Raw genomic sequence first — 20,408 nt, 5'->3', positions numbered from 1 at the left:
TCTTGACCAGATCACGGCCGATCGCATGTTATTACGCATGTAATCACGACCCAGAGGTTTTTTCCATGGTCGCCCTGAAGCTGCGTGCCATCGGCAATTCCGTCGGGGCGGTCCTGCCCAAGGACGTTCTGAACCGGCTGCACGTCCGGGAGGGCGATACGCTCTACCTGACCGAGGCGCCCGATGGGTACCGCCTGACCCCCTACGACCCGGAGTTCGAGGGGCAGATGGAAGCGGCGCGCAAGGTCATGAAGAAACGCCGCAACCTGCTGCGGGAGCTGGCGAAATAGGTGGACGAGCCGCGCTGGATCAGCCGCGCGGTCGTGCTGGCGCTGCATGACGAACAGCTGGCGGAGCATGGCGGCGCTTCGGGGCTGCGAGACCCCGGCCTGCTGGAATCCGCACTCGACCGGCCCCGGAGCCTGTTCGCCTACGGCCAGCCCGATCTCGCCGCGCTTGCCGCCGCCCATGGCTTCGGCCTGATCCGCAACCATCCCTTCGTCGACGGCAACAAGCGGGTGGCCTTCGTCGTCGCGGAAACCTTCCTGGCGCTCGCGGGGCAGGAGATCGCCGCAGACGATGCCGAATGCCTCTCCGTCTGGCTGTCGCTGGCCGCCGGCGAGGTATCGGAGGCCGAGCTCGCGGCCTGGCTGCGGCCGCGGCTCAAGCCTCTGGCGTAGTTACGGCCGCACCGGCCCGGTGCCGGCACCCGTCTGCTCGATCGCGGCGGCGATCTCGTCCAGGTCCTCCGCCGTAAGCTCCAGCGTCGCGGCGTCGAGCCAACCGTCGACCTGGGCCGGGCTGCGGGCGCCGACGATGGCGCCGGTGACCGCCGGCCAAGCCAGCGTCCAGGCCACCGCCACCGCGGCGACCGAGGTGCCGTGCCGCGCCGCGATCGGCCTCAGCGCCTCGGCCAGCGCCAGATTGCGGGCCAGGCCCTCGCCGGTGAAATGGGGGGAGCGCGAGCGCCAGTCGTCCTGCGGCAGCGCCGCCGCCCGTTCCGCCGTGAAGGTGCCGGTCAGCAGGCCGGACTGCATCGGGCTGTAGACGATGACGCCGGTGCGGTGCTCGGCGCACCAGGGCAGCTCCGCCCCCGCGATGTCGCGCCGGATCGCCGAGAAGGGCGGCTGCAGCGTGTCAACATGGCCGACCGTTTCGGCCCGCGTCAGCAGCTCGACATTGTGGTTGGACAGGCCGATCGCCCGCACCTTCCCTTCCCTCTTCAGGTCGAGGAAGGTCTGCCAGAGGGTCTCGATCGAGGTGCCGTCCTCGGCCGGCCAGTGCAGCTGGTACAGGTCGATGCGCTCGACCCCGAGCCGGCGCAGCGAGGCCTCGACCTCGCGCCGCAGGCTGTCCGGCGCGCCGACGCGCTTCGGCGGGGCGAGGCGGTTGGCCTCGTCCCAGACCAGCCCGCCCTTGGTGAAGACATAGGGACGCCGGTCCGCCGGGATCTCGCGCAGGGCGCGGCCGACGATCTCCTCGGAATGGCCGAGGCCGTAGACGGCGGCGGTGTCGATCCAGTTGATGCCGACCTCCGCGGCGTGGCGGATCGCCGCCACCGAGGCGTCGTCGTCCTGGCTGCCCCAGGACGCCGCCCAGCCGGCGCCGCCGATCGCCCAGGCGCCGAAGCCGACCCGGGTGATCGCCATGTCGGTGGTGCCGAAGGCTCGGGTCGGCAGGTGGGTCCAGACCTTGGTGTCGCTCATCGCTGTGCTCCCATCATGTCCGACAAGATGATGGCGGCAGTGCATTCAGCGTTCCAATTGAATGTTCAGATCGCATTCAGCATGATCGAAGAACAATCAGCGGACGGGCGGGACCATGGATCTGAGGCAGCTGGAGCATTTCCTGGCGGTGGCGGAGGAGCAGCATTTCACCCGCGCCGCCCGGCGGGTGAACATCGTTCAGTCCGGCCTGTCGGCCTCGATCCGGGCATTGGAGGAGGAGCTGGGCGCGCCGCTGTTCATCCGCAGCACCCGGCGGGTCGACCTGACCGCCGCCGGACGGGTGCTGGCCGAGGAGGCGCGGCGGGTGCTGACGGCGGCGCAGGGCGCCCGCGACGCCGTCGCCGCGGTGCAGGGGCTGGCGCGCGGCCGCCTCGCCATCGGCACCACCCACAGCCTGGCCCCTTTCGTCGACCTGCCGGCGTTGCTGGCCCGCTTCCACGCCGCCCATCCCGGGGTCGAGATCCGGCTGTGCCAGGGCGGCTCCGACCGCTTGTTCGAGAAGCTGCGCGACAGCCGGCTGGACCTGGCCTTCGTGCCGATGCAGCCGGCGCCGCCGCCCGACATCCGGGCGACGATGCTGGCCTGCGAGGAGCTGGTCGCCGCCTGCAGCGCCGATCATCCGCTGGCGGGGCGCAAGAACGTGCCGCTCGGCCGGCTGGGGCGCGAGACCTTCGTCGACTTCCAGACCGATTGGGGCACGCGGCAGCTGGTCGACCAGGCCTTCGCCCGGATCCGGGTGGAACGCCGCACCGGCTTCGAGGTCAACGACCTGCCCACGGCGCTGGACCTCGTCGCCCTCGGCCTCGGCATCGCCCTGGTGCCGGAGGAGATCGTCGCCGCCCATCCGGCCGACCCGCACCGGCCGCCCCTGGCGGTGGCGACGCTGGCCCCGCCCGAGATCTGCTGGGAGCTGGGCGTCGCCCATGCCGAGCGCGGCACCCGGGACGGCCCGGTCAACCCCGCGGCGCGGGAATTCCTGGCGCTGCTGCTGGACTCGCACCGCGTCGCCGCGGCGGCGTGAGCGGCCTCAGGCCACCTGCACCAGCGGGCCGGACCATTCGGACACGATGTCGGACAGGGCCGGGCGCGGCCGGTCCTCCATAGGTTCGGACGGGGTGCCGAGATAGATGAAGCCGAGGATCTTGTCGGTCGCCGGGTTGTGGCCCAGCAGCTCGATGATCTGCGGGTGGAAGGCCGGCCAGCCGGTGATCCAGCTGCCGCAATAGCCCTGGGCGTGCGCCGCCACCAGGATGTTCTGGCACAGCGCGCCGCCGGACAGGATCTGCTCCAGCTCCGGGATCTTGCCGGGCTGGGGCTTGTGGGTGACGACCAGCAGCAGCGGAGCCAGCGCCGGCTTCTGCCGCATCGCCTCGATCTGCGCCTCGTTGGCGTCGGGATTCTCGCGGGCGAAGATCTCGGCCATCGCCTCGCCCAGCCGCTGCTGCCCGTCCTTGCGCAGCACCTGGATGCGCCAGGGCGCCAGCTTGCCGTGGTCCGGCACCCGGGTGCCGGCGCGCAGGATCCGCTCCAGCGCCGCCGCATCCGGCCCGGGCTCGACCATGTTGCGGGCCGGCACCGAGCGGCGCTTCAGCAGAAGATCCATCGCATCCATTTTCGCACCCCTTACCGTCATCGCGAGGAGCGCAGCGACGCGGCGATCCAGGGGCTTGTGCGAGCGGCCCTGGATGGCCACGCCCCTTCGGGGCTCGCCATGACGATCATTGTGAGTCCAACTTGTTGAGATTCACTCTCAACGACGAACATAAGGGCACCCGGATCAGAAATCCAGGTCGCGGTAATGCGCCGGCGCCGGGATGCCGGGGACGTGGTCCTCCAGCAGCGGCCGGAAGCTGGGCCGGGACTTTATGCGCGAATACCACTGCCGCGCCTCGGGATGGGCGTCCCAGGGCACGTCGCCGAGGTAGTCGACCACCGAGAGATGGGCGGCGGCGGCGATGTCGGCCAGGCTGAACTCGTCCCCGGCCAGCCAGCGCCGCGTCTCGGCCAGGTAGGAGATGTATTCGAGGTGGTAGTGCACGTTCTGCCGGCCGGCGCGGATCGCGTCGGAGCTGGGCGGCTGCCCCGTGCGCATCACCCGCTTCATGAACTTCTCGCCGACCAGGTTCTCGGTCACCTCGCGGCCGAACTTCTGGTCGAACCAGACCAGGAGGCGCCGGGTCTCGGCCCGCGCCAGCGCGGTTTCGCCCAGCAGCGGCACCTCGGGGTGCATCTCCTCCATGTATTCGACGATGACCCAGACATCGGTCAGGGTCGTGCCGTCCGGCTCGATCAACAGCGGCACCTCGCCCGTCGGGTTGAGGGCGAGGAACTCCTCGCGTCGCTCCCAGACCCGCTCGACCTTCATGTCGCAATGCAGGTCCTTCTCGGCCAGGAGCAGCCGGACGATGCGGGACTGGGCGGAGAGCCAGATGTGATAGAGGGTTCGCATGGCGCGCGAACTCTAACCGATGCCGCGGAGGTTCGGTAAGGGCTGCGTTGCGGTGCGGCGACACATGCCACCCCCGCGCCGTGGCCGGGAACCATCCGGCAAGGCTGCGCCTTTGGTCAGGTTGCCGCGACGGCTCACACCGCCACCGGCAGGCGGAAGGCTGCCGCGAGGCCGCGCAGGGCGGCGGTGAGCCGGGCGTCGGCCAGCCGCGAATGCAGCATCACGTCGGTGGCGGCCAGGGCCGGCAGGCCGAGGCGCGGACCGACATCGACGGTGCCGGGCGGCGCCGTCCGGCGCGCCAGCGGCGACACGCCGAGCCCGGCCATGGCCGCCGCCGCAACGGCGGCACCGCCGCCGCCGACGAAGACCTCGACCCAGGGAATGCCGGCGGCGTCGAGCGCGCGCAGCGCCGCGACCCGGACGCCGCAGCGCTCCCTGTGGGTGACGAGCGGCAGGGGCTCGCCCGGCCGATGATGCCAGCCGGTCGAGGCGAACCAGCCGAACTCATCGCGGAACAGCACCTCGCCGTCGCGGCGGCCGGCGTCGCGGCGGACGATCACCGCGTCGAGCGACCCGGCGTCGTATTCCCGGAGCAGGTCCAGCGACGAGTCGAGACGGACCTCCAGCGCCAGCCCCGGCCCCTGCCCCGCCACCCGGGCCAGCAGCCCCGGCAGCTCCGGCCCCGCGACATGGTCGCTGATGCCCAGCACCAGGCGCCGCGGCCGGGCCGATACCGCGGCGACGGCCTCATCCTGCGCCTCCAGCAGCCGCCGCGCCCGCGGCAGGAAAACCTCGCCCTGCGGCGTCAGCCGCACCAGCCGCGGCGTGCGCTCGACCAGCCGGGCGCCGAGCCGGTCCTCCAGCCGCTTCAGCCGCAGGCTGACGCCGGACTGGGTGGCGCCGAGCGCATCGGCGGCGCGGGTGAAGCTGCCGTGATCGGCGACCAGGACGAAGGCCCGGACGGCATCGAGGTCGAGGGAGCGCATGGCCTGGCCATTTCAATCCGAAATCACTGATAGTGATATCAAGTTCATTCCGAAATGATCAAGCCGGCGCTACATCCAAGGCGCCGCGGCACCCGCCGCCAATCTCGGAGGTGACCCCATGCCCCTCATCCGCATCTCGCTGCGCAAGGGCAAGCCGGCCGGCCATATCGCGGCCATTCGCGATGCCGTCTACCTGTCCCTGCGCGAGACCTTCGACGTGCCGGAGAACGACCGCTTCGTGCTGGTGCACGAGCATGACGAGACCGGCTTCGACTACGACCCGACCTATCCGGGCATCGCCCGGACCGACGAGGTGGTGTTCATCCAGGCCACCGTCAGCAACACCCGGACGCTGGCGCAGAAGCAGGCCCTGTATCGCCGCATCGCCGATCGCCTGGCCGAGAATCCGGGCCTGCGCCGCGAGGACGTGTTCATCAACCTGATCGAGGTGGCGAAGGAGAACTGGTCCTTCGGCAACGGCATCGCGCAGTACGTCTGAGGCGTCCGGCCCTCTTGCCGCCGCCGGCCCGCCACAATCCCTCGTCCTTTCCGGGATAGATTGCCCGGCGAGGCGATGCGGGGGGGGGGGAGCCATGGCCGGGAAGGGATCGACACGTCGGCGCGTGCTGGCGACGGGCGCCGTGGCGCTGGGCGCGGCGGCGCTGGGAGGCGTGGGCGGCGCCTGGCTGCAGCGCCTGGCCGAGGCGGCCCGGCTGCCGCCCCCTGCCCTGCCGCGGACCCTGCTGGACGATGCCAGCGGCCTGAACCCCACCCCGGTGCGCGGCGTCGCCTTCGCGGAGGCCGCGCCCGAGGCGACGGCGGAGCGGCTGGCGCCGCTGCTGCAGCGGATCGCGGCCGGGCGGGAGCCGGGCCTGGCCGTCTCCGGCGCGCGCCACTCCATGGGCGGGCAGAGCCTGATGCGCGACGGCTGGGTGCTGGACGCGCTGCCGCTGAACGGCCTGGCGATCGATGCCGAAGCCCGGGTGATGCGGGTGGGCGGCGGGGCGCTGTGGCGCGACGTCGTGCCGGCGCTGAACGCTGCCGGCTTTGCCCCCGCCGTGATGCAGTCGAACAACGACTTCAGCATCGGCGGCACGCTGAGCGTCAACGCCCATGGCTGGCACGCGAACAGCCCGCCGGCGGCGAGCACCGTGCGGCGCCTGCGGCTGCTGACCGCGGACGGCGCGGTGGTGGAGTGCGGCCCGGACGACGAGCTGTTCGGCTTGGCGCTGGGCGGCTACGGCCTGTTCGGCGTGATCCTGGAGGCCGAGATCGCGGTGCTGCCGAACGTGGTCTACACGCCGGATTTCGCCACGATGCCGACCCGCGACTACGCCGCGGCCTTCGCCGAGCGTGTCTACGCCCCGGGATCGTCGGTCGAGATGGTCTATGGCCGGCTGTCGGTCGATCCGGAGCGGCTGTTCGAGGAGGCGGTGCTGGGCTGCTACACGCCGGTGCCGGAAACGCGCGGCACCGTGCTGCCCCTGCCCGCCGTGGCCCATGGCGGCATGCAGCGCCTGGTGTTCCGCAACGCCGCCGGCAGCGATGCCGGCAAGGCGCTGCGCTGGTGGCTGGAGCGCGAGGCCGGGCCCTGGCTGGCCGAGCGGGTCAGCCGCAACAGCCTGCTGAACGAGCCGGCCGCGGTCTTCGCCAACCGCGAAGCCGGGGCGACCGACATCCTGCACGAATACTTCGTGCCGCAGGCAAGGCTGTGGGACTTCGTCGACGCCGCGCGGCGGATCATCCGACGGGACGAAGGCAACCTGCTGAACGTCACGGTGCGCGATATCCGGCGCGACGACCGCAGCGCCCTGGCCTATGCCCGTGAGGACGTGTTCGGCCTGGTGATGCTGTTCGTGCAGGAGCGCTCCACCGCCGGGGAGGAGCGGATGCGGCGCATGACCCGCGGCCTGATCGACGCCGCGATCGAGGCCGGCGGCACCTATTACCTGCCCTACCGGCTGCACGCGACCGGGGAGCAGCTGCGCCGCGCCTATCCGGCCTGGGACGAAGTGATCGCGGCGCAGCGCCGGCACGACCCGAAGGGCGTGTTCCGCAACGGGCTGTTCGAACGCTATGCCGAGGCGTGACCGGTCATTCCAGCAGCTTGAAATATTGACCCGTCATGGCGAGCCCCGCTCCTTGCACCTACTTGGGGGGCGTGGCCATCCAGGGCGGCTCGCACCGGCCCCTGGATGGCCACGGCGCTACGCGCCTCGCCATGACGGGAAGAGACCGACGAGTCGATCTCAAAGGCCACCGGTATCACTCCGCGGGGATGCGCGCCGCCTCCTCCTCGCGGATCGGGTGCTGCAGCCGCGATACCATCTCCTTCGGCACCACCTGCCAGAACTTCGCCCGCTCGATCGGCCAGTCGTGCAGGATCGAGGTCGCCCAGGCGCTCTGGGTCTCGCGCACATGCTCGGCGATCAGGGCGCGGACCAGCTCGTCATAGTGCCGGGTCTCGATCCGCTGCCAGATCACGCTCTCCGGATTGACCCGGCGGGCGAAGCTGCCGTCCGTGTCGTAGACGAAGGCCATGCCCCCGGTCATGCCGGCCGCGAAGTTGTCACCGACCGGCCCCAGGATCACGGCCGTGCCGCCGGTCATGTATTCGCAGCCGTTCGAGCCGCAGCCCTCGACCACCACCGTGGCGCCGGAGTTGCGCACCGCGAAGCGCTCTCCCGCCTGGCCGGCGGCGAACAGCTTGCCCGCGGTGGCGCCGTACAGCACCGTGTTGCCGACGATGGTGTTCTGGTTGGTCTTCAGCGTCGACGCCGCGAAGGGCCGGACCACGATGGTGCCGCCGGACAGGCCCTTGCCGACATAGTCGTTGGCGTCGCCGAACACCTCGAGCTTCAGCCCCTGCACCGCCCAGGCGCCGAGCGACTGGCCGGCATTGCCGCGCAGCCGCACCGTCACATGGCCCGGCTGCAGCCCGGTCATGCCGAACTTGCGGGTGATCATCGCCGACATCCGCGTGCCCACGGCGCGGTGCGTGTTGCGGATCGAGTAGGTCAGCTGCGTCTTCTCGCCGAGCTCGAACAGCGGCCGGGCGTCGGCGATCATCTGCGCGTCCAGCGTGTCCGGCACCGGGTTGCGGCCCTCGAGCGTGCAGTACATCGCGTGCTCGCCCGGATCGGCCTTGGCCAGGAGCGGGTTGAGGTCGAGGTCGTCGAGATGGGCGGCACCGCGGCTGACCTGGCGCAGCAGCTCGGTGCGGCCGACGATCTCGTTGATCGAGCGGTAGCCGAGCTGGGCCAGGATCTCGCGCACCTCCTCGGCGATGAAGCTGAACAGGTTCACCACCTTCTCGGGCGACCCGGTGAACTTGGCACGCAGTTCCGGATCCTGGGTGCAGACGCCGACCGGGCAGGTGTTGGAATGGCACTGCCGGACCATGATGCAGCCCATGGCGATCAGGCTGGCGGTGCCGATGCCGAACTCCTCGGCGCCGAGGATCGCGGCGATCACCACGTCGCGCCCGGTCTTGATGCCGCCGTCGGTGCGCAGCCGGATGCGGTGGCGCAGCCGGTTCAGGGTCAGCACCTGATGCACCTCGGACAGGCCCATCTCCCAGGGCACGCCGGCGAACTTCAGCGAGGTCTGGGGCGAGGCGCCGGTGCCGCCGACATGGCCGGAGATCAGGATGATGTCGGCATTGGCCTTGGCCACGCCGGCGGCGATGGTGCCGATGCCGGTGCGGCTGACCAGCTTGACCGTGACCTTGGCGTCCGGGTTGATCTGCTTCAGGTCGTAGATGAGCTGGGCCAGATCCTCGATCGAGTAAATATCGTGATGCGGCGGCGGGCTGATCAGCATCACGCCGGGGGTGGAGTGGCGCAGCTTGGCGATCTCCACCGTCACCTTGAAGCCGGGCAGCTGGCCGCCCTCGCCGGGCTTGGCGCCCTGGGCGACCTTGATCTCCAGCTCGCGCGCCTGGTTCAGGTATTCCGCCGTGACGCCGAAGCGGCCCGACGCGACCTGCTTGATCGCGGAGTTCCAGTTGTCGCCGTTCCGGTCCGGGCGGAACCGGGCCGGATCCTCGCCGCCCTCGCCGGAGTCGGACTTGGCGCCGATCCGGTTCATGGCGACGTTGAGCGTGCCGTGCGCCTCAGGGCTCAGCGCGCCGAGCGACATGCCGGGGGTGACGAAGCGCTTGCGGATCTCGGTGATGCTTTCGACCTCGTCGATCGAGATCGCCTCGCGCACCGGCACGAAATCCAGCAGGTCGCGCAGCGCCACCGGTGCCTGGTGCCGCACCATGTCGGAGTACTTGCGGTACAGCGAATAGCTGTCGGTCGCCACCGCCTGCTGCAGCATGTGGATCATCCGCCCTTCCCAGGCGTGACGCTCCTGCCCCTGGCGGTAGCGGTAGAAGCCGCCGATCGGCAGGGTGACGACGTTCTTGTTCCACGCCGCCTCGTGCATCTCGATCGCCTTCATCTGCAGCCCGGCCATGCCGAGGCCGGAGATGCGGCTGGGCATGCCCGGGAAAAACTCGGCGACGAGCGAGCGCGACAGGCCGACCGCCTCGAAGTTGCAGCCGCCCCGGTAGGACGAGATCACCGAGATGCCCATCTTCGACATGATCTTGAGCAGCCCGTCATCCACCGCCTGGCGGTAGCGCTTCATGCAGGCGTCGAGCGACAGGTCGCCGAACAGGCCGCGGCGCTGCCGGTCGGCGATCGCCTCCTGCGCCAGATAGGCGTTCACCGTGGTGGCGCCGACGCCGATCAGCACCGCGAAATGGTGCACGTCGACGCATTCCATCGAGCGCACGTTCAGCGAGGTGAAGGTGCGCAGCGACTGGCGGATCAGGTGGGTGTGGACCGCGCCGGTGGCGAGGATCATCTGGATCGCCACCCGGTCCGGCCCGACATGTTCATCGGTCAGGACGATGTGGGTGGCGCCGCCGCGCACCGCATCCTCGGCCTCGCGGCAGACCCGGCGCAGCGCGTCGCGCAGCGCATGCTCGCCGCCGTTGCGGTCGAAGGTGCAGTCGATCTCCGCCGCGGTCGAGCCCATATAGGCCCGCATCGCCTCGTATTCGGCGTTGGTCAGCACCGGGCTGTCGAGCTGCAGCAGGTCGCACTGGCTGGCATCCTCGTCGAGGATGTTGCCGAGATTGCCGAGCCGGGTGCGCAGGCTCATCACCCGCCGCTCGCGCAGGCTGTCGATCGGCGGGTTGGTGACCTGGCTGAAGTTCTGCCGGAAGAAATGGTGCAGCGGCCGGTTCAGGTCGGACAGGATGGCGATCGGCGTGTCGTCGCCCATCGACCCGACGGCCTCCTTCGCCTCCTCCACCATCGGGTGCAGGATCAGCTCCAGATCCTCCATGGTGATGTTCATGGCGACCTGACGCCGGCGCAGCTCCTCCCGGCTCATCGCCGGCTCGGTGCCCTCGCCGCCGGCGCGGATCAGCCCGTCGATCACCTTGATCCGCTTGGTCCAGTCCTGGAACGGCTGCCGGGCGGCCAGCACCTCCTTGATCTCGCGGTCGTGGTAGAGGCGCCCCTCCCCGAGATCGACCGCCAGCATCTGGCCGGGGCCAAGCCGCCCCTTCTCGACGATGCGGCCCTCCTCGAGCCGGACCATGCCGGCCTCCGACCCCGCGATCAGCAGGCCGTCATTGGTGATGGTGTAGCGCATCGGCCGCAGGCCGTTGCGGTCCATGCCGCCCATCACCCAGCGGCCGTCATACATCGCCAGCGCCGCCGGACCGTCCCACGGCTCCATCACCGCGTTGCAGTAGCTGACGAAGGCGCGGTGCGTGGCCGGGATGTCGGCTTCGACCGGCGTCGCCTCCGGCACCAGCATGGCCTTGACCATCGGCGCGTCGCGGCCGGCGCGGACCATCACCTCGAACACCGCGTCGAGCGCCGCCGAGTCCGAGCTGCCGCCCTGGATCACCGGCTTGATGTCCTCGATCGCGTCGCCGAACACCGGGCTGGCCATGCGCGTTTCGTGCGCGCGCATCCAGTTGGTGTTGCCCTTCAGCGTGTTGATCTCGCCGTTATGGGCCAGCATGCGGAAGGGCTGGGCCAGGCGCCAGGTCGGGAAGGTGTTGGTCGAATAGCGCTGGTGGTAGATCGCGAAGTTGGAGACGAAGCGCTCGTCCAGGAGGTCCGGATAGAAGGCGGTCAGCTGCGCCGCCAGGAACATGCCCTTGTAGATGATCGACCGGCAGGACAGCGAGCACAGGTAGAAATCGGCGATGCCGGCCGCCTGGGCCGCCTTCTCGATCCGCCGGCGGATGACGTAGAGGTCGCGCTCGAACTCCTCCTCCGACACCCCCTTGGTGTTGGCGATCATGATCTGCTCGATCTCCGGCCGGGCGGCGTTCGCCTTGTCGCCGATGATCGCCACGTCGATCGGCACCTGCCGCCAGCCGTAGATGTAGTAGCCGAAGCTGAGGATCTCGCCTTCGACCAGGCAGCGGCACTTCTCCTGCGCCTCCAGGTCGGTGCGCGGCAGGAAGGCCTGGCCGACCGCGATCAGCCCGGGCAGCGGCCGGTGGCCGACGCGCTCGATATGCTCGTGGAAGAACTGCTGCGGGATCTGGACATGGATGCCGGCGCCGTCGCCGGTCTTGCCGTCGGCGTCGACCGCGCCGCGGTGCCACACCGCCTTCAGCGCATCGATGCCGGCCTGCACCACCTCGCGCCGCGGCTTGCCGTCGAGGGCGGCGACGAAGCCGACGCCGCAGGCGTCGTGCTCCTCCGCCGGGTCGTAGGCATGGGCCTCGATCAGCCGGGCGATGTTGGCGTCGTATTCCTCGACGAAGCGCTGGCCGGGGGACTTCTGCTCGAACTGGCTCATGGCTGGCTCCTTCCGGCTGCGCTTATTCCGCCGCGACCGCCGGGGCGGCCACCTTGGCGGCGAGGTAGCTGTCGATCGCGGCGGCGGCGTCGCGGCCGTCGCGGATCGCCCAGACGACGAGGCTGGCGCCGCGAACGATGTCGCCGGCGGCGAAGATGCCGTCGACCGCGGTCATCATGGTCCTGTGGTCGACCTTGACCGTGCCCCATTTGGTCACCGGCAGGCCCGGCGCGTCGAACAGGGTCGGCAGGTCCTCGGGGTCGAAGCCGAGCGCCTTGACCACCAGGTCGGCCTCGATGGTGTGGGCCGAGCCCTCGATCACCACCGGCGTCTGCCGGCCGGTGGCATCGGCGACGCCGAGATGGATCGAATGGGCGCGCACGCCGGCGACGACGTCGTCGCCGAGGAAGGCTTCCGGCGCCGCCTGCCAGACGAATTCGACGCCCTCCTCCTCGGCGTTCTGCACCTCGCGCTGGCTGCCCGGCATGTTGGCGCGGTTGCGGCGGTACAGGCACTTCACCGAGACGGCGCCCTGGCGCACCGCGGTGCGGACGCAGTCCATCGCCGTGTCGCCGCCGCCGATCACCACCACCCGCTTGCCGGCGGCATTCAGCGTGCCGTCGGCGAATTCCGGCACGTCGTCGCCGAGGCCGGTGCGGTTCGAGGCGGTGAGGTAGTCCAGCGCCGCGACGATGCCCTTGAGGCCGGAGCCGGGGGCCTGCAGGTCGCGCGCCTTGTAGACGCCGGTCGCGATCAGCACCGCGTCGTGGCGCGACCGCAGCTCCTGCAGCGTCGCGTCGCGGCCGACCTCGAAGTTCAGGTGCAGGGTGATGCCGGCATCGGCCAGCCACTGCGCCCGGCGAGCGACGATCTCCTTCTCCAGCTTGAAGCTGGGGATGCCGTAGATCAGCAGGCCGCCGACCCGGTCGTAGCGGTCGTAGAGATGGACCTGGTAGCCGAGCCGGCGCAGCTGCTCCGCCGCGGCGATGCCGGCCGGGCCGGCGCCGATGATGCCGACCGACTGGCTGCGCTCGCGCAGCGGCGCCGGCGGCTTGACCCAGCCTTCGGCCCAGGCGGTGTCGGTGATGTATTTCTCGATCGAGCCGATGGTGACAGCGCCGTGGCCCGACTGCTCGATCACGCAGTTGCCTTCGCACAGCCGGTCCTGCGGGCAGATGCGGCCGCAGATCTCGGGCATGGAGTTGGTGGCCGAGGAGATCTCGTACGCCTCCTCCAGCCGGCCTTCGGCGGTCAGCTTCAGCCAGTCCGGGATGTTGTTGTGCAGCGGGCAATGCACTTGGCAGAACGGCACGCCGCATTGCGAGCAGCGCGAGGACTGCTCCTCCGCCTTCTGGCGGACATAGGGTCCGTAGACTTCGAGCCAGTCGTGCCGGCGGATCTCGGCAGTCCGTTTCGTCGGCATCTCGCCGGCGGTCTTCACGAACTGCAGCATCTTCGTCGCCATGGGCGGCCCCTCGTCACGCGGAGTCGAATAAGCCCCGCAGCGGCGGGGCCCACGGCGACATTTACGGATTTCGGCAGCCCGTGGCGAGCAGTTTTTCGCGATTAGGTCATATTTGTTGACTAATTTCGCGTTGTTAAGAGCGATTCGCAGTTGAGAGTGCCCCTGCGATCGATTGTTTCAAGAAAATTAAGGCCGCTATGAGACTATCGAGAGAATCGATCCTTCCGGGCCATGCACGGTAGCATTTTCGATCCCTCGCCAACCCGGACTTGACCTCAAGCCGGCTTGAACCTCTACCAGGATGGCTCCTGCCCTATCGGAGCCGAGCCATGACCGCCACCGACGCCGCCGCAGCGGCCAAGCCCTATGTCTCGATCAGCGTGATCACCCCGAAGCCCGGCCGGTTCGAGGAGTTCATGGCGCTGCAACTGGCCCAGCATCATCGGGTGCGCGGCCAGGTCCAGGGGCTGCGCGGCGGCCGGCTGTTCCGCGCGCTGGACGGCCGCAGCGTCGTGCTGGTCACCGCCTTCGAGACGATCGAGGATGCGCAGCGCTTCCGCCAGGACCCGCGCTTCACCGAGCATATGGCGCGGATCCAGCCTTTGCTGGAGAGCGCCGTGCCCGGCGGCTACGAGACGGCTTATGAGGTCGGGGAGGTCTGAGCACGCAGACGGCTGGACCTTCCCGGCCCTTCGGATCGTCATTGCGAGCGCAGCGAAGCAATCCAGGGCGGCTTGCATCGGCCCTGGATTGCTTCGTCGGCTTCGCCTCCTCGCAATGACGGTATTGGGGCCAGCCGGCGGCATACGAAGAGGGAATTGGACACCGGCCCCGGCCGGGCCTAACGGCTCGGGCCGGTCCAACCTCCCGCCGCCCCGCCCATGTCGATCGCAATCAGCGCCCCGCTCCGCCGCTCCGGCAGCGATGCACGCGGCCTCCTCCTGCTGCTGGCCGCGCATGTCGCGGTGTGGACCGGCTTCTGCCTTCTGTACCTGGCGCCGTCCGACCTGCCGAACGACATGACCGAGGCCTTCTCCTGGGCGCAGGAGCCGCAGCTCGGCTACTACAAGCACCCACCCTTCTACGCCTGGGTGGTGCGGGCTTGGTTCGGCCTGATGCCGACGACGGACTGGGCCTTCTATCTGCTGTCCTCGGTAAACGCGGCGATCGGCCTGGCCGCGGTCTGGGCCATCGCCGGCCGGTACCTCTCCGGCCCGTCGCGGCTGGCCGCGGTGCTGCTGCTGGAGGCCCTGCCCTTCACCACCTTCGAGTCCTTCAACTTCAACGCCAATTCGGCGCTGCTGTCGCTTTGGCCGCTGGTCGTGCTGCTGTTCCTGCGCGCCATCGAGCGGCGCGACCTGGCGAGCGGCGCGGCGCTGGGCCTGGCGGCCGCCGCCGCGATGCTGGCGAAATACTACAGCGGCGTCATCCTGGCCTGCTGCCTCCTGGCGGCGCTGGCCCATCCCGACCGCCGCCGCCTCTTCGCCAGCCCGGCCCCCTATGCGGCGCTGGCTGTGTTCGCCGCGGCGATGGCGCCGCATGTGCTGTGGCATCTCGGCGCCGCCATCGGGCCGATCCAGTACCTGGCCAGCAAGGGCAGCGCCAGGCCGCTCCAGATCCTCGGCAAGGCCGCGGTCTTCGTCGCCGGCTGCGCCGGCCTGCACGCGCTGCTCGCGGGCGCGCTGGTCTGGCTGTGGCGGCGCGGAAGGAACGCTCCCCCGGACAGCCGGCCCGCGGCGCCGTCCGCCGGCAATGCCCGCACGCTGGCGATCTTCGCCCTCGGCCCGTTCCTGCTGACGGTGCTGATCGCCCTCCTGTTCTCGGTGCGGATCAACACCCATTTCGCCATCCCGATCTTCAGCCTGTCGCCGCTGGCTGCGATCGTCCGGCTGCGCCCGGCGATCGACCGGGAGGCGCTGCGCCGGCTGGCTGTCCTGGCCGGCGGCGGGGCGCTGCTGCTGCTCGCGGCGGCGCCGCTGGCCGGGGCCTGGACCCTGCAGCACGACGTGCAGCAGGCGGCCGAGCCGCGGCGGCTGGTGGCGGAGCAGCTGACGGCGCTGTGGCACCGGCAGATCGGCACGCCGCTGGCCATCGTCGCCGGGACCGAGAGCTACGCCCTGGGCGCGACCTTCTACAGCCCCGGCCACCCGACCGACTTCACCGCCTTCGCCCGCGCCTATGCCCCCTGGGTCGACGCCGACCGCCTGCGCCGCGGCGGGCTGGCGGTGATCTGTCTGAAGACGGACGAATGGTGCCTGGGCGAGGCCGCGAAATATGACGGGCTGGACAGCTGGCGCACCGGGTTCACCGTCGCCAAGCGGATGTTCGGGCTGACCGGGCAGCCATTCGACTTCGTCGTCGTCTTCGTCAAGCCCGGCCAGGCCCTGCCGCTGGATCCAGTGAAGCTGCGCCCGTTCTGAGGGAGGGGTGCGGCCCCGTCCGACTCGGTCTAGGGTGGCGGCACAACCCATGGAGGGAGCGCATGCGCAAGAACCAGGCCGCCCCGCGCGGGCGGGTGGAGAGCATCACCGTCGAGAGTCAGGTGCTGCGGGGCAACCTGCTGGGCGACCCGGCGGAGCGGCGGGTCGACCTCTACATCCCCGCCGGGCATGACGGGCGCGGCCTGCCGCTGCTGGTCGACCTGGTCGGCTTCACCGGCGGCGGCCCGTCGCACACCAACTGGAAGAACTTCGGCGAGAACGTGCCGGAGCGCGCCGACCGGCTGATCGCGGAAGGCAAGCTGCCGCCGGTGGTGATCGCCTTCCCGGACTGCTTCACCCGCCTCGGCGGCAACCAGTACGTCAACTCCGCCGCCATGGGCCGGTGGGAGGACTTCCTGATCGACGAGATGCTGCCCGCGGTCGAGTCCCGGCTGGGCTGCGGCGGGCCGGGCCGGCGCGGCGTGTTCGGCAAGAGCTCCGGCGGCTTCGGCGCGATCATCCACGCCATGCGCCGGGCCGATGTGTGGAGCGCCGCGGCCTGCCATTCCGGCGACATGGGGTTCGAGCTGGTGTATCTGCAGGACATGCCGAACGTGCTGCGGGCGCTGGCCAAGCACGAGGGTTCGATCGAGCGCTTCGTCACCACGCTGGAGACGGCGAAGAAGACCGCGGATGCCGATATTCACATCCTGATGCAGCTGGCGATGGCCGCGACCTACGATCCGGACCCGTCGCAGTTCCTGGGCATCCGCCTGCCGGTCACCCTCGACACCTGCGAGGTGATCGAGGAGCGCTGGGCCAACTGGCTGAAATGGGACCCGGTGCTGATCGTCGACCAATGCGCCGACGCGCTGCGGTCGCTGAAGGGCCTGTACATCGATTGCGGCGACATCGATCAGTACAACCTGATCTACGGCGCCCGCCGGCTGCGCCGATCGCTGGAGCGGCTGGGCGTGCCGCACCGTTACGAAGAGTTCCCGGACAACCACAGCTCGGTGGATTACCGGATGGACGAGAGCCTGCCCTTCCTGGGCCGGGCGCTGACGGAGGGATAGCGACGCAGGTTGGGTTCGCCCTCCGGCGAACCCAACATCTCAACCCCGCCATGACCTGTTGGGTTCGCTTGCCGCGACCCCAGCCTACGCCGGATCAGGCCACCATTCGGTTGCCGAAGCGGCCGCCCGGGCGGTAGCGGTCGAGATAGCTGGGCAGGATCAGCTCGGCCGGGGTCGGCGAGATGCCGAGATCGGCCAGCGTCTTCGCGCCCGGCGCCACGACGTTGTCGATCTTGAGCTGCGCCACCTGGTCGGGCGTCAGCAGCGGCTTCGGCAGCAGGCTGAACAGCCGCGCCTCCAGCGACGCCACGCCCCAGGACAGCGAGACCAGGCGCTTCTTGCGGCCGGTCTGCTTCAGGGTCAGCTCCATCAGCTCGCGGAAGGTGTAGACCCGCGGCCCGCCGAGCTCATAGGTCTGGCCGGCGGCGCCGTCCTGCTCCAGGCAGGCGACCACCGCCGCGGCGACGTCGCGGACATAGACCGGCTGGAACCGGGTGGTGCCGCCGCCGAACAGCGGCAGGAACGGCGCGGTGCGGGCCAGGGTCGCGAACAGGTTGAAGAAGCCGTCCTCCGGCCCGAAGACGATGCTGGGCCGCAGGATCGCGGCGCCCGGGAAGGCCGCGCGCACCGCCGCCTCGCCGGCCGCCTTGCTGCGGGCATAGGCCGAGGGGCTGTCGGCCGAGGCGCCGATCGCCGAGATGTGGACGACGCGGCCGGCGCCGGCGGCGGCTGCGGCCCGGGCGACGCGGCCCGCGGCCTCGGCATGGATGGCGTCGAAGCGCTGCTTGCCGCGCTCGAACAGGATGCCGACCAGGTTGACCACGGCGTCGGCGCCGGCCACCGCGGCCGCGACCGAGCCCTCGTCGCGGATATCGGCGAAGACCGGGACCACCTGGCCGACCGCGCCCGCGGTCTTCAGCGGCAGGGCCCGGTCGGGATGGCGCGAGGCGACGATGATGCGCCAGCCGCGCTGGGCCAGGAGCTGCGCCACGTAGCGGCCGATGAATCCGGTGCCGCCGAAGATGGTGACCGTCTTTTGGCCGATGAAGTCCGTCATGGTCCTGCCTGCAAACCCGAACCGGCCGCCACGGCTGCGGCCCGGCCCCCTTATATCCGAGCCGCCGCGGGTTTCAAACGTACCGCCACGGAAAAACGACAGGCCCCCGGATGAGGCGCTTGACAAGCCATGACGCGGACACGATATTCCGCGCCGTTCGCCGGGATGCCCAACCGCCCGGGTCCGAATTCGTGGGGCTGTAGCTCAGTTGGGAGAGCGTCTCGTTCGCAATGAGAAGGTCAGCGGTTCGATCCCGCTCAGCTCCACCATCTCCTTCCCTGACCATACGCTGAAGACGACAACGGCCGGACGTCCCCGCCGAGCCGCCCGGCCGTCGGTGCTTGCCCTGGAAAGGCGCTAGCCGCGTCTCATCAGGCCGGCCACCAGCGTGATCACGAAGATCACCAGCGCGATCCAGAACAGGATCTTGGCGCCGGCCATGGCGGTGCCGGCGACGCCGCCAAAGCCGAACAGGGCCGCGACCAGCGCGATGATCAGGAAGACGATCGCCCAATGGAGCAGACTGCCGAACATGTCGGGCACCTCGTGCTTGTGAGCCGGCCCGGCCGGCAGCGCCGGCGCGGACGTTCCAAGACGAGAACAGGCCCTGCCGCTCGGCAGTTCCCGCTTCGCTGCGTCGTGCCCCCGATCCCGCTAGCCCGTGGTGATGTATTCGCGCAGGCTCTCGGCCTCGCTCTCGATCTCGTCGAGGCGCGCCTTGACCACGTCGCCGATGCTGATCATGCCGCAGAGCAGCCCCTGGTCGTCCACCACCGGCAGATGGCGGAAGCGGCGCTGGGTCATCATCCCCATCAGCTCCGCCACCGTGTCGTCGAGGCCGCAGGTGATGACCGGCCGCACCATGATGGCCGAGACCGGCTCGTCCAGCACGGACGGCCCGCGGTCGGCGATGCGGTGGACGACGTCGCGCTCGGACAGGATGCCGTCGATGCGGCGGCCATCGCCCGAGACCACGACGGCACCGATGCGCTTGTCGCGCAGCAGCGCCACGGCCTCGGCCAGCCGGAGATCCGGCGCGACATGGATGACGCTGTTCCCCTTCACGTTCAGAATACGGGCAACGTTCATGGCGATTCCCCGATCAGTTCTGAATTTGGAAGTTTCTTTTTGGGAATCATAACACGCTTGCGCCGGACAGCGACTCGGCAGATTCCCGGCTTGCCCTAAAGGCCGGGCCGGTCCTTCGCCATCGGCAGCACCGGGCCGCCCGGGTCGTCGAGCCGGTGGAATCCCGCCCCTTCCAGGCAGCGGATGGCGCGATGATTGGCCCGCGCCGGCCGGGCCAGGATGCGCAAGGCGCGGCCGCCCTTCAGCAGCCGGTCGGTGTAGGCGCCGAGGAAGGCGGTGCCGAGCCCCTTGCCGACATAGCTCGGCTCGCCGATGAACAGGTCGACGCCGAAGCTGCCGGGCTCGGCGTCCCCGCCGGGCGCCGCCGAGACCGCGTCATAGGCCTGGAGATAGCCGATCTGGCGCCCCTGCCAGGCGACCAGCATCGGCTCGGCCCAGTCCGCGGCCATCAGCCGGCGGATCTCGCGGATCGCAGTGTCCGGATCGCCCCACCAGGCGCGGACATGCGGCATGGTCAGCCACAGGCGCAGGCGCGGCAGGTCGGCGGGGCGGATCGGCGTGAAGGTGAACATCCGCGCCAGTCTAGCGGGGTTTTCCTGCCGTCACGACCGGAGCCGCTTCAGCTTCGCCGGCGCAGATGCGGGGTCAGCTTCCACTCCACCGCCCGGATTCCCTGGGCCACCACGAAGTTCATGGCGAGGTAGAGGATGCCAGCGGCGGTGAACACCTCGAAGGGCGCGAAGGTGCGCGAGTTGATCTGCTTGGCGATGCCGGTGATCTCCATGATGGTGATGATCGAGGCCAGCGAGCTGGCCTTCACCATCAGGATGATCTCGTTGCCATAGGCCGGCAGGGCCTGGCGGATCGCGATCGGCACGGTGATGCGGCGGAACACCAGGGAGCGGGACATGCCGCAGGCGCGCGCCGCCTCGATCTGGCCGAAGGGCACCGCCTGCAGCCCGCCGCGGATGATCTCGCTGGTGTAGGCCGCGGTGTTCATGGCGAAGGCGATCACGGCGCAGGGAAAAGCCTCGCGCAGCGGCCAGTCCCAGACGCCGAGCATCTCCCAGAACGGGCGGAACTGGCCGAGGCCGAAATAGATCAGGAAGATCTGCACCAGCAGTGGCGTGCCGCGGAACACGAAGACATAGCCGCGGGACAGGCGCGACAGGATGCCGTTGCCGGACATCCGCATCACCGCCAGCACCATCGCCAGGACGACGCCGATGGCCAGCGCCGGCACGATCAGCTGGATCGTCACCAGGGCACCGCCGAGCAGCCGGCCGAAGGTGTCGAGGATCAGGTCAAGATCCATGG

Annotated in this window: 19 protein-coding genes and 1 tRNA gene; 9 read left to right on the top strand and 11 right to left on the bottom strand. The window is 70.1% G+C overall.

Going from position 1 to position 20,408, the window contains the following annotated elements; genetic code table 11:
- Positions 1–65: 65 nt before the first annotated feature.
- Positions 66–290, top strand: a complete 225-nt coding sequence (locus tag G537_RS0125955; protein WP_026872599.1) for an AbrB/MazE/SpoVT family DNA-binding domain-containing protein — start codon at positions 66–68, stop codon at positions 288–290.
- Positions 291–680: a type II toxin-antitoxin system death-on-curing family toxin gene (locus G537_RS0125950; protein WP_026872598.1), complete on the top strand. Its 390-nt coding sequence runs from the start codon at positions 291–293 to the stop codon at positions 678–680.
- Here the strand turns inward: G537_RS0125950 and G537_RS0125945 are convergent, their stop codons facing one another.
- A complete protein-coding gene (locus G537_RS0125945; RefSeq protein ID WP_026872597.1) occupies positions 681–1,706 on the bottom strand; it encodes an aldo/keto reductase in 1,026 nt (341 codons plus the stop codon).
- A gap of 115 nt (positions 1,707–1,821) precedes the next feature.
- Here G537_RS0125945 and G537_RS0125940 point away from each other — a divergent pair, with 115 nt between their 5' ends.
- A complete protein-coding gene (locus G537_RS0125940) occupies positions 1,822–2,748 on the top strand; it encodes a LysR family transcriptional regulator (protein ID WP_026872596.1) in 927 nt (308 codons plus the stop codon).
- 6 nt (positions 2,749–2,754) lie between these two features.
- Here G537_RS0125940 and G537_RS0125935 read toward each other — a convergent pair whose 3' ends face one another.
- The 3 genes from G537_RS0125935 to G537_RS0125925 all read right to left on the bottom strand — a co-directional run bounded on the left by G537_RS0125935 (position 2,755) and on the right by G537_RS0125925 (position 5,162).
- A complete protein-coding gene (locus G537_RS0125935; RefSeq protein ID WP_051249144.1) occupies positions 2,755–3,330 on the bottom strand; it encodes a nitroreductase family protein in 576 nt (191 codons plus the stop codon).
- A 174-nt stretch (positions 3,331–3,504) separates the two neighbouring features.
- Positions 3,505–4,176 (bottom strand): glutathione S-transferase family protein, encoded by a 672-nt coding sequence (locus tag G537_RS0125930; protein WP_026872594.1) that lies wholly within the window; start codon positions 4,174–4,176, stop codon positions 3,505–3,507.
- A 134-nt stretch (positions 4,177–4,310) separates the two neighbouring features.
- A complete protein-coding gene (locus tag G537_RS0125925; protein ID WP_026872593.1) occupies positions 4,311–5,162 on the bottom strand; it encodes a LysR family transcriptional regulator in 852 nt (283 codons plus the stop codon).
- A 118-nt stretch (positions 5,163–5,280) separates the two neighbouring features.
- On the opposite strand from G537_RS0125925, the gene G537_RS0125920 reads away from it, so the two are divergent.
- Positions 5,281–5,661: a tautomerase family protein gene (locus G537_RS0125920; protein WP_026872592.1), complete on the top strand. Its 381-nt coding sequence runs from the start codon at positions 5,281–5,283 to the stop codon at positions 5,659–5,661.
- A gap of 94 nt (positions 5,662–5,755) precedes the next feature.
- The gene (locus tag G537_RS0125915) at positions 5,756–7,252 is read left to right on the top strand and encodes an FAD-binding oxidoreductase (protein WP_026872591.1); all 1,497 of its coding nucleotides are present in this window, start codon (positions 5,756–5,758) and stop codon (positions 7,250–7,252) included.
- Positions 7,253–7,427: 175 nt separating this feature from the next.
- Here G537_RS0125915 and gltB read toward each other — a convergent pair whose 3' ends face one another.
- Positions 7,428–11,984 (bottom strand): glutamate synthase large subunit, encoded by a 4,557-nt coding sequence (gltB, locus tag G537_RS0125910; protein ID WP_026872590.1) that lies wholly within the window; start codon positions 11,982–11,984, stop codon positions 7,428–7,430.
- A gap of 22 nt (positions 11,985–12,006) precedes the next feature.
- Positions 12,007–13,449 carry an NAD(P)-dependent oxidoreductase gene (locus G537_RS0125905; RefSeq protein WP_026872589.1) on the bottom strand — a complete coding sequence of 481 codons (1,443 nt, stop codon included), beginning with the start codon at positions 13,447–13,449 and terminating at the stop codon, positions 12,007–12,009.
- A 329-nt stretch (positions 13,450–13,778) separates the two neighbouring features.
- Here G537_RS0125905 and G537_RS0125900 point away from each other — a divergent pair, with 329 nt between their 5' ends.
- The 3 genes from G537_RS0125900 to G537_RS0125890 all read left to right on the top strand — a co-directional run bounded on the left by G537_RS0125900 (position 13,779) and on the right by G537_RS0125890 (position 16,945).
- Entirely contained in the window at positions 13,779–14,111 is a 333-nt protein-coding gene (locus G537_RS0125900; RefSeq protein ID WP_026872588.1) for an antibiotic biosynthesis monooxygenase family protein, read from the top strand.
- Between the two features lie 219 nt (positions 14,112–14,330).
- A complete protein-coding gene (locus G537_RS0125895; protein ID WP_026872587.1) occupies positions 14,331–15,869 on the top strand; it encodes a glycosyltransferase family 39 protein in 1,539 nt (512 codons plus the stop codon).
- A 62-nt stretch (positions 15,870–15,931) separates the two neighbouring features.
- Positions 15,932–16,945, top strand: coding sequence for an alpha/beta hydrolase (locus G537_RS0125890; protein ID WP_026872586.1), 1,014 nt, complete (start codon positions 15,932–15,934; stop codon positions 16,943–16,945).
- Between the two features lie 94 nt (positions 16,946–17,039).
- Here G537_RS0125890 and G537_RS0125885 read toward each other — a convergent pair whose 3' ends face one another.
- Positions 17,040–18,002 carry a complex I NDUFA9 subunit family protein gene (locus G537_RS0125885; RefSeq protein WP_026872585.1) on the bottom strand — a complete coding sequence of 321 codons (963 nt, stop codon included), beginning with the start codon at positions 18,000–18,002 and terminating at the stop codon, positions 17,040–17,042.
- A gap of 193 nt (positions 18,003–18,195) precedes the next feature.
- Between G537_RS0125885 and G537_RS0125880 the strand changes: the two genes are divergently transcribed.
- Positions 18,196–18,271 (top strand) — tRNA-Ala (locus G537_RS0125880).
- Between the two features lie 88 nt (positions 18,272–18,359).
- Here the strand turns inward: G537_RS0125880 and G537_RS43160 are convergent.
- The 4 genes from G537_RS43160 to G537_RS0125860 all read right to left on the bottom strand — a co-directional run bounded on the left by G537_RS43160 (position 18,360) and on the right by G537_RS0125860 (position 20,406).
- Entirely contained in the window at positions 18,360–18,524 is a 165-nt protein-coding gene (locus G537_RS43160) for a DUF1328 domain-containing protein (protein ID WP_211230512.1), read from the bottom strand.
- Between the two features lie 132 nt (positions 18,525–18,656).
- A complete protein-coding gene (locus G537_RS0125870; protein ID WP_026872583.1) occupies positions 18,657–19,091 on the bottom strand; it encodes a CBS domain-containing protein in 435 nt (144 codons plus the stop codon).
- Between the two features lie 95 nt (positions 19,092–19,186).
- On the bottom strand, positions 19,187–19,663 hold the full coding sequence (locus G537_RS39895; RefSeq protein ID WP_051249142.1) for a GNAT family N-acetyltransferase: 477 nt from the start codon (positions 19,661–19,663) through the stop codon (positions 19,187–19,189).
- Between the two features lie 47 nt (positions 19,664–19,710).
- Positions 19,711–20,406: an ABC transporter permease gene (locus tag G537_RS0125860; RefSeq protein WP_026872582.1), complete on the bottom strand. Its 696-nt coding sequence runs from the start codon at positions 20,404–20,406 to the stop codon at positions 19,711–19,713.
- Positions 20,407–20,408 lie beyond the last annotated feature (2 nt).

This window comes from Inquilinus limosus DSM 16000 (assembly GCF_000423185.1).
GTDB classification, from domain to species: domain Bacteria; phylum Pseudomonadota; class Alphaproteobacteria; order DSM-16000; family Inquilinaceae; genus Inquilinus; species Inquilinus limosus.
This window is presented reverse-complemented; position numbering and strand designations above follow the sequence as displayed.

Coding starts and splice junctions, on each gene's coding strand:
- G537_RS0125955 (WP_026872599.1), top strand. CDS start 66: ATGGTCGCCCTGAAGCTGCGTGCCATCGGCAATTCCGTCGGGGCGGTC.
- G537_RS0125945 (WP_026872597.1), bottom strand. CDS start 1,706: ATGAGCGACACCAAGGTCTGGACCCACCTGCCGACCCGAGCCTTCGGC.
- G537_RS0125940 (WP_026872596.1), top strand. CDS start 1,822: ATGGATCTGAGGCAGCTGGAGCATTTCCTGGCGGTGGCGGAGGAGCAG.
- G537_RS0125935 (WP_051249144.1), bottom strand. CDS start 3,330: ATGGATCTTCTGCTGAAGCGCCGCTCGGTGCCGGCCCGCAACATGGTC.
- G537_RS0125930 (WP_026872594.1), bottom strand. CDS start 4,176: ATGCGAACCCTCTATCACATCTGGCTCTCCGCCCAGTCCCGCATCGTC.
- G537_RS0125925 (WP_026872593.1), bottom strand. CDS start 5,162: ATGCGCTCCCTCGACCTCGATGCCGTCCGGGCCTTCGTCCTGGTCGCC.
- G537_RS0125920 (WP_026872592.1), top strand. CDS start 5,281: ATGCCCCTCATCCGCATCTCGCTGCGCAAGGGCAAGCCGGCCGGCCAT.
- G537_RS0125915 (WP_026872591.1), top strand. CDS start 5,756: ATGGCCGGGAAGGGATCGACACGTCGGCGCGTGCTGGCGACGGGCGCC.
- gltB (WP_026872590.1), bottom strand. CDS start 11,984: ATGAGCCAGTTCGAGCAGAAGTCCCCCGGCCAGCGCTTCGTCGAGGAA.
- G537_RS0125905 (WP_026872589.1), bottom strand. CDS start 13,449: ATGGCGACGAAGATGCTGCAGTTCGTGAAGACCGCCGGCGAGATGCCG.
- G537_RS0125900 (WP_026872588.1), top strand. CDS start 13,779: ATGACCGCCACCGACGCCGCCGCAGCGGCCAAGCCCTATGTCTCGATC.
- G537_RS0125895 (WP_026872587.1), top strand. CDS start 14,331: ATGTCGATCGCAATCAGCGCCCCGCTCCGCCGCTCCGGCAGCGATGCA.
- G537_RS0125890 (WP_026872586.1), top strand. CDS start 15,932: ATGCGCAAGAACCAGGCCGCCCCGCGCGGGCGGGTGGAGAGCATCACC.
- G537_RS0125885 (WP_026872585.1), bottom strand. CDS start 18,002: ATGACGGACTTCATCGGCCAAAAGACGGTCACCATCTTCGGCGGCACC.
- G537_RS0125870 (WP_026872583.1), bottom strand. CDS start 19,091: ATGAACGTTGCCCGTATTCTGAACGTGAAGGGGAACAGCGTCATCCAT.
- G537_RS39895 (WP_051249142.1), bottom strand. CDS start 19,663: ATGTTCACCTTCACGCCGATCCGCCCCGCCGACCTGCCGCGCCTGCGC.
- G537_RS0125860 (WP_026872582.1), bottom strand. CDS start 20,406: ATGGATCTTGACCTGATCCTCGACACCTTCGGCCGGCTGCTCGGCGGT.